This window comes from Burkholderia sp. Ac-20392, assembly GCF_017104585.1.
GTDB classification, from domain to species: domain Bacteria; phylum Pseudomonadota; class Gammaproteobacteria; order Burkholderiales; family Burkholderiaceae; genus Burkholderia; species Burkholderia lata.
Window position 1 is genome coordinate 54,589 of sequence record NZ_JAAGPB010000013.1, and the last position, 7,389, is coordinate 61,977.

The 7,389-nt window shown below is 67.5% G+C and carries 5 protein-coding genes and 1 pseudogene; 2 read left to right on the forward strand and 4 right to left on the reverse strand.

Translation table 11 applies throughout. The features are described from left to right. The first annotated feature begins 49 nt into the window (after nucleotides 1-49). Nucleotides 50-1,141 (forward strand): porin, encoded by a 1,092-nt coding sequence (locus G3N99_RS03545; protein ID WP_206121674.1) that lies wholly within the window; start codon nucleotides 50-52, stop codon nucleotides 1,139-1,141. A 150-nt stretch (nucleotides 1,142-1,291) separates the two neighbouring features. Here the strand turns inward: G3N99_RS03545 and G3N99_RS03550 are convergent, their stop codons facing one another. Continuing rightward, the gene (locus G3N99_RS03550; RefSeq protein ID WP_206121675.1) at nucleotides 1,292-2,266 is read right to left on the reverse strand and encodes a helix-turn-helix domain-containing protein; all 975 of its coding nucleotides are present in this window, start codon (nucleotides 2,264-2,266) and stop codon (nucleotides 1,292-1,294) included. Between the two features lie 422 nt (nucleotides 2,267-2,688). Here G3N99_RS03550 and G3N99_RS03555 point away from each other — a divergent pair, with 422 nt between their 5' ends. Then, nucleotides 2,689-3,576 (forward strand): transporter, encoded by an 888-nt coding sequence (locus G3N99_RS03555; RefSeq protein WP_206121676.1) that lies wholly within the window; start codon nucleotides 2,689-2,691, stop codon nucleotides 3,574-3,576. A gap of 67 nt (nucleotides 3,577-3,643) precedes the next feature. Here G3N99_RS03555 and G3N99_RS03560 read toward each other — a convergent pair whose 3' ends face one another. The 3 genes and pseudogenes from G3N99_RS03560 to G3N99_RS03570 form a co-directional block, all read right to left on the reverse strand. Further along, complete coding sequence (locus tag G3N99_RS03560; RefSeq protein ID WP_206121677.1) at nucleotides 3,644-5,257, reverse strand: GMC family oxidoreductase N-terminal domain-containing protein; 1,614 nt, start codon at nucleotides 5,255-5,257, stop codon at nucleotides 3,644-3,646. Between the two features lie 85 nt (nucleotides 5,258-5,342). Beyond that, on the reverse strand, nucleotides 5,343-6,797 hold the full coding sequence (locus tag G3N99_RS03565) for an aldehyde dehydrogenase family protein (protein ID WP_206121678.1): 1,455 nt from the start codon (nucleotides 6,795-6,797) through the stop codon (nucleotides 5,343-5,345). A gap of 116 nt (nucleotides 6,798-6,913) precedes the next feature. Next, nucleotides 6,914-7,389: pseudogene (locus G3N99_RS03570) on the reverse strand (TOMM system kinase/cyclase fusion protein); the annotation flags it as partial.

Consider the following 7,389-nt stretch of genomic DNA (forward strand, 5'->3'; position numbering starts at 1 on the left):
AATCAAAAATATCCGATCCGATCGGAAACATGTGAGGAGCACATTGGAGATGACGAAAAAGACCCTTCTGGCGCTCGCGGCATGCGCCATTCCCGCCGTATCGTTCGCGCAGAGCAGCGTGACGATGTTCGGGCTGATGGACGCCGGCATCAGCTATGTCAGCAATCAGGGCGGCCACGGCGCCGCGAAGTTCGACGACAACATCTTCTTCCCGAACCTGCTCGGTTTCGAAGGCAAGGAGGATCTCGGCGCGGGCACGCGCGCGATCTTCCGGCTCGTCAACCAGTATTCGCTCGGCAACGGCTCGATCATCGGCGGCGGGCTGTTCGCGCGCCAGGCCTATGTCGGCGTGGAAAACGACCGCTACGGCAAGCTGACGCTCGGCAACCAGTACGAGTTCATGGTCGACGCGCTGGCCGCGAGCGGCAACGAGATCGCGCAGGATCTCGTCGGCCTGTACGGCTTTCGCAACGGCCCGTTCGACAAGCTCGCGTTGCCGAACAACCCGACCGGCGCATTCGACTGGGATCGCGTCGCGGGCAGCAATCGTGTCGCGAATTCGGTCAAGTACACGAGCCCGTCGCTGTCGGGCCTGACCTTCGGCGCGCTGTACGGCTTCGGGAACGTCGCCGGGTCGGTCGGCGCGAACAACACGGTGAGCGTCGGCGCAAGCTACGACAACGGCCCGTTCGGCGCAGGCGCGGCCTATACGAACCAGAAGTACGGTGCGACGGACGGGCTGCCGCCAACCAGCGTGCGCAACTGGGGCGCGGGTGTGCACTACACGCTCGGCACGGTCACGGGGAAAGCGCTCGTCACGACCGTACACAACGCACAGAACGGCGCGGGCGCGTGGTCGGCGGAAGCCGGCGCCGCGTGGCGACCGTCGCCGGCGTGGGTGATCGGCGCGAGCTACACGTACATGAAAGGCAACGACACGCTCGACAACGCGCACGCGCATCAGTTCCTGGCCGCCGTCCAGTACTGGCTGTCGAAACGCACGATGGTGTACGTGGCGGGCGTGCATCAGCGCGCGAACCACGGCAGCAACGCGCAGATCAACGGCGTGATGGATGCGAACGGCGCGTCGAGCGGCGCGCTGCAGTCGATTGCGCGGGTCGGGTTCAGCACGCGGTTCTAGGTCGCTGCCCCAGCGAATCCTGTCGGCGATCCTGGGCCCGGATCGCCTGACGACGCGGGCGCGGAGCCGGCCGCTCTGCCGCCTTCGTCGTCACAGGCCATCGGCCATCCTCCGATCGGATCGGATCGCGACCAATGCATGCAACCGCGACTAACCCGACGAATCCGCACCACCCCCGACCTGCATCCCCGCATCACGACACTGCGACGGCGTGACCCCGAAGCGCCGGCGAAACAGGCGCGCGAAATACGCCGGATCGGAAAAACCCGACTGCAGCGCGAGGCGCGTAATGCTCGCCCCGTCGGCACCGGTCTGCGACAGCACTTCGTGGCACTTCTCGAGCCGCAGCCGCTGGATCATCGCCTGCGGCCGCTCGCCGATCGATTCGAACGCCTGGTAGAGCGTGCGGCGGCACACCTTCAATGCCGCGGCAATGCGATCGGGCGACAGTTCGCCGTCGTCCAGATGCCGATGAATGTATTGCTGCGCGTCGCGCAGCAACGTCTCGCGGATCTTGCGCCGCGAAGCGGGCGCCGTGCCGTCCGTGAAATCGATCGCCTCGGAGAGCAACGTCGCCACCAGTTCCAGCACGCCGAAGCGGCTGCGCGGATTCATGCGCCGGCCCTCGGCGATCATCGCCTGCAGGCTGGCGAGCGCCACGGCCGCGCCGCCCGTCGTCGGCATCGCACGGCCGATCGCGTGCCGGGCCAACGCCAGCAGCGCGTCATGGTCGGCCACTTCGCACAGCATCGTCACGAATTCGCCGTGTGCGTCGCTTTGAATCCAGTACGGGCTGCTCGCCTCGTACAGCGTGAAATGTCCTGGCGGCACGATCACTTCGCTCGCGCCCTGCTCGAGTCTCGCCACGCCGCTCAGTTGCCAGATCACCTTGACGTAGCGGTGCTTCAGCGTCTTGCACGCGTCGCGCCCGATGGAGGCGCTATGCGCGCTTGCCGAAATGCGCGCCACGCGGCAGCGCGCATGATCGAACACGTCGACGTTTGCGTCGAATTCGCCGGACGCGCCGGCATTGAGCTCCAGCGGAAAGAACCGATGCCGGATCTGCTCCGACCAGCACGACACGCCGCCCTCCCGCAGCGGCGGATGCGCTCCCGAATCGATCATGACGTTCGCCTCCAGAAATATCCGGCTTTCAAGTACGTCCATTGCGTGGCCGCCTGCGTGCGCACGCAGCGGGCGCGACGATCGACTCGCCCGGCTTCCGGCGCGTGTGCGGCGACACGCGCCCGGCCAGCTTCGATGAGAGGGGATCGGCTCGTAGCGTACGGCGCGTCGACGCAAAAGAACATTCGCACAACTCCCATGCGCGGCCGGAACGCTACCTGACGCAGTAAAGATTTCACCTAGATGCACCGCACTCCTGATGGCTCTGCACGCAAACACATGCGAGCAAGAAACTGGCGCGGCACCCTGCTGACGGGCGGAAACCGGCTTCCAGCCGGCCTTCACATGCGTGGCCGATGCCGTCGCTCACGCCGCCCGAAGACAAACGGCGGCCGCTCGCGCGCCGCAGGAGGAGACAAACGATGAAACGACTTTCCATTTCCGTGATGCTGTCCGCGCTCGCGGTCGCGCACGGCGCTCACGCAACCGAAGGCGGCGGCTCCGTCTACCCGACCGGGGCGGAAGGCTACCTGTGCTGCGCACTGCCGCCGCCGGGGCTCTATGCGCTGATCTATGCGGAGCGCTACCACGCGGGTGAACTGCGCGACAACGACGGCCGCAACGTCGCGCCACCGGACTTCAGCATCACCGCGTATTCGGTGACGCCACGGATCGTGTGGGTCACGCCGTACACGTTTGCCGGCGCGTCGCTGGCCATGCATGCGCTGCTTCCGCTCGTCACGCTCGACGTGCACGCGGGCGGGCAGGCGCAGCGGCGGACCGGTATCGGCGACATGACGTTCGGGCCGGCGCTCGGCTGGCACGTCACGCCGACGCTCCACACGCTGCTCGCCGTCGATGTCTTCGCGCCGACGGGCCGGTACGACAAGAGCGACCTGGCCAACATCGGCCGACACTACTGGGCGATCCAGCCGATCGCGGGCATCTCGTACGGCGGCCGTACCGGGCCGGTGTTCGACGCGAAGCTCATGTGGACCTTCAACCAGCGCAACCACGCGACGGACTACCAGTCCGGCCAGGAATTCATCGTCGACTATTCGGCGGGCTGGGGTTTCGGCAACGGCTTGACGGTTGGCGCGGGCGGCTACGTCTACCGGCAGATGACGGACGATTCACAGGCCGGGCAAACCATCGCCGGCAATCGCGGCCGTTCGTTCGCGATCGGCCCGTCGATCAAGTACGACAGCGGGAAAGGCTGGTTCGTGACCGCCAAATACCAGATGGAAACCGATGTGCGAAACCGCCCGGAAGGCGCGGCGTTCTGGCTCAAGGCCGTGTTTCCGCTCTGAGGTGAACGGATCCGCGTCGGCGTTGCCCGACGCGAAGCCGGCGCAGGTCATCCCTGCGCCGCCTCTTTCATCGACCGAGCAGCAGATCGGCGCCGCGTTCGCCGATCATGATTGCCGGCGCATTGGTATTGCCGCTCGGCACCTGCGGGCAGATCGAGCAGTCGATCACGCGCAGATTGGAGAAGCCGTGCACGCGCAGCGTCTTCTGGTCGACCACCGACGTCCGCGGGTCCGTGCCCATCCTGCAGGTGCCGGCCGGGTGATAGACGGTCTTGATGTCCTGCCGCACGAATCGTTCGATCGCCGGCAGATCGTCCGGATCGATCCGGGTGGGCGCGACGATCTCCTTCACATGCGCCTGCAGCGCCTTCGCCGACAGGATCCTGAGCCCGGCCTGCACGGCCCGGATCTGGCCGTCGAGGTCGGCCGGGTCGCTCAGGAAGTTCGCGTCGATCCTCGGCAGGTCCGCCGGATCCTTGCTGCGCAACCCCACTTGCCCGCGCGATTTCGGTTGCAGATGGCCGACCTTGACCGACATGCCGTGCTCGCTCGCCGGCGGCTTCTCGCCCGGCGTGTTGTCGAAATTGTCGAGCAGCGGCAGGAAATGGAACTGAACGTCCGGCCGCCCGGTGCCCAGCGTATCGATGAATGCGCCGCCTTCGAGGATGTTGCTGGTCAGCAGCCCGCTCCTGAAGCACTTCCATTGCAGGAAATGGCGCATCGCCCGCAGCCCCGTGTTCTCGCTGTAGAGGCTCGCCGGCGTGCGAATCGACGCCTGCACCGACATGTGCAGATGATCGTGGAAGTTCTGGCCGACCGGCAACGCGGCGACCGGATCGATCCCGAGCGCGGCCAGGTGCTCCGCCGGCCCGATGCCGGACAGCATCAGTACCTTCGGACTCCCGATCGCGCCCGCACTCACGACGACCTCGTTGCGCACACGCACGGACACGGGCGCATGTCCGCCTTCGCTGAACTCGACCGCGACCGCACGCCCCGCATCGGTCCGGATCCGGTGCACGAGCGCGCCGGTCACCACCTTCAGCTTCGCGTCGTTGCGCACCGACGCCAGATAGGTCTGCGCGGTGCTCGCGCGTTCGCCGTTGCGCGTGGTCGTCTGGTAATAGCCGATGCCCTGCTGCACTTCGCCGTTGAAGTCGTTGACGTAGCGCAGCCCCATTTCCTGCCCGGCCCGGATGAACGCGGCCGTCAACGGATGGCGATAGCGGTTCTCGCTGACGGGCAGCGGGCCGGTCTGGCCGTGATACGCGGGCCCCAGGCTTTCGTTCGCTTCCGCCTTCATGAAATACGGCAGCACGTCGTCGTAGCGCCAGTCCGTGCATCCCCACTGCGTCGCCCAGTCGTCGTAGTCCTCGCGCTGCCCGCGGATGTAGATCATCCCGTTGACCGAACTGCCGCCGCCCAGCACCTTGCCCTGCGCGATGATCATGCTGCGACCGTTCGCGTTCGGCTGCGGTTCGGTCATGTAGGGCCACGATTTCTTCTGGAACACCTGCATCACGCCGCCTGGAATCCGGTGAAACGGATTGTCGTCGCGCGTGCCCGCCTCCAGCAGCAGCACCGAACCGGCATGCTGCTGAATCAGCCGCGCGGCCACGACGCATCCGGCGGAACCCGCGCCGATGACGACGTAATCGAAGGTCAGGTCTTGAGTAGTCATGTGTCTGTCGAGTGGGATAGGCGGGCGAGCAGCGCAACGCCCGCGATCTTGTTGTTGTGGTGTCTCCGTGCCGGAACGTGCGCGGCTATATCGCGATCGTGACGACCTTCTCCTCCAGGTACGCATCGAGCCCGCTTTGCGACAGGTCGCGCCCGACGCCGCTCTCCTTGAAGCCGCCCCACGGCAGCCGCGCGTCGAGCGGGCTCCACGCGTTCACCGCGACCGCGCCGACCCGCAGCCGGGCCGCGGTGCGGTGCGCGGTCGCGAGATCGCGGGTCCACAGCGACGCGGACAGCGCGTAGACGGTGTCGTTCGCCAGCGCGACGGCCTCGTCTTCCGTATCGAACGGAATGATCGTGCCGACCGGCCCGAACACTTCGTCGCGCGCGATGCGCATCGCCGGATCGACGTTCGCGAACACCGTCGGCCGCACGAAGAAGCCTTGCGACGGCACCAGCTCGTCGCCCGCGACCATCGTCGCGCCGTCGCGCAGCGCCGCCGCGATATGCGTCTTCACGCGATCGGCATGGCGGGCGCTGATCAGCGCACCCATCTGCGTCGCCGGGTCGAACGGCATGCCGACCCTGACCGACCGCGCCGCATGCGCGAGCGCGCCGACGACGTCGTCGTAGTGACGGCGCTGCACCAGCACGCGCGTGCCGGCCGCGCACGTCTGCCCCTGGTTGACGAACAGCCCCATCGCGACGCCGGCGATCGCCTGCTCGAGATTCGCGTCATCGAAGATGATCTGCGGCGCCTTGCCGCCGAGTTCCAGCGTCAGCCGTTTGAACTGTGCACCGGCTTCGCGCGCGATCGTGCGGCCAACCTCGGTGCTGCCGGTGAAGCTGATCTTGTCGACACCCGGGTGATTGACCAGCGCGGCGCCTACCGACGCGCCGATGCCGTGCACGAGATTCACGACGCCCGCCGGAAAGCCCGCCTGCGCCGCCAGGTCCGCCAGCGCGCCGACCGCGAGCGGCGCGTCCTCCGACGGCTTGATCACGACCGTGCAGCCGGCCGCGAGCGCGGGGGCGAGCTTCCAGCACGCGATCATCAGCGGCGCATTCCACGGCACGATCAGGCCGGCGACGCCGACCGCTTCGCGCACCGTGTAGTTGACCGTCGGACGCCCCATGAAGCCGCCGGTCGGAATCTGGCGGCCTTCGAGCTTGTCCGCCCATCCGGCGAAGTAGCGCAGCGTGTCGATCGACATCGGCAGGTCCATCATGCGCACTTCCATGGCCGGGCGCCCCTGTTCGCGCGCGAGCAGCTCGACGAAGCGTTCCGCGTCTTGCTCGAGCAGGTCGGCCAGCCGATGCAGCAGCTTCGCCCGCGCTGCGCCGGGCAGCCGGCTCCAGTGCCCGCCGTCGAATTCCGCGCGGGCCGCACGCACGGCCCGGTCGACGTCGGCGCCGGTGCCGGCCGCCACGCGTGCAAGCAGGTGTCCGGTGCACGGTTCGAATTTCTCGAACCACTCGCCCTGCGCGGCGTCGCATGCGTCGCCCGCGATCCGGTGTTGAAGGGTGTACTCGGCTGTCATGGGGCTGTCTCCAGATTAAGGGCCGATCCGGCGCTGAAAGGCGGATCGGCGTATCTGGCCCACTGTAGGACGCGGGTTGCGGCGCCGCTGGGACATCCGTGCATCGAATGCAGGATTCACATGCACGCGCGCGCGAAGTTTCCGTCGTCACCGTTCGCATGCACGCCGGCGCCGCGCTCGGCTTGCGCCGCCAGCGCTCGACTGACGCGCGCATGGTTGGCGCGTCGCACGGCCGGCGGCATCGACGCGTACGCCGCGTCGCGAATCAACGCATGGCGGAACGAATAGAACACGCGATCGCGCCGATGCTGCGCGTACATGATCCGTTCTTCGAGCAGCAGCCGCAGGTGCGCGTCGAGCGTCGCGCGATCATGCGGCGACGCCGCGGCGAGCAGGTGCGCATCCACCTCGAGCCCGATCGTCGCGGCGAGCTGCGCGGTGTCGCGCGCGTCGTCGATCCGGTCGAACGCGCGCCCGAGCATCCCGCCGAGACTGAGCGGGAGTGGGCACGGCTCCGTCGTCCGCAGCCCCGCGAGCGAGCCATCCGCTCCGCTCATCACCAGCTCGCGCGCGACGGCCTCGATGAACAGCG

Bases quoted from the DNA above. Each gene is read 5' to 3' on its own strand.
- G3N99_RS03565 (WP_206121678.1), bottom strand. From the start codon at position 6,797: ATGACAGCCGAGTACACCCTTCAACACCGGATCGCGGGCGACGCATGC.
- G3N99_RS03545 (WP_206121674.1), top strand. From the start codon at position 50: ATGACGAAAAAGACCCTTCTGGCGCTCGCGGCATGCGCCATTCCCGCC.
- G3N99_RS03550 (WP_206121675.1), bottom strand. From the start codon at position 2,266: ATGATCGATTCGGGAGCGCATCCGCCGCTGCGGGAGGGCGGCGTGTCG.
- G3N99_RS03560 (WP_206121677.1), bottom strand. From the start codon at position 5,257: ATGACTACTCAAGACCTGACCTTCGATTACGTCGTCATCGGCGCGGGT.
- G3N99_RS03555 (WP_206121676.1), top strand. From the start codon at position 2,689: ATGAAACGACTTTCCATTTCCGTGATGCTGTCCGCGCTCGCGGTCGCG.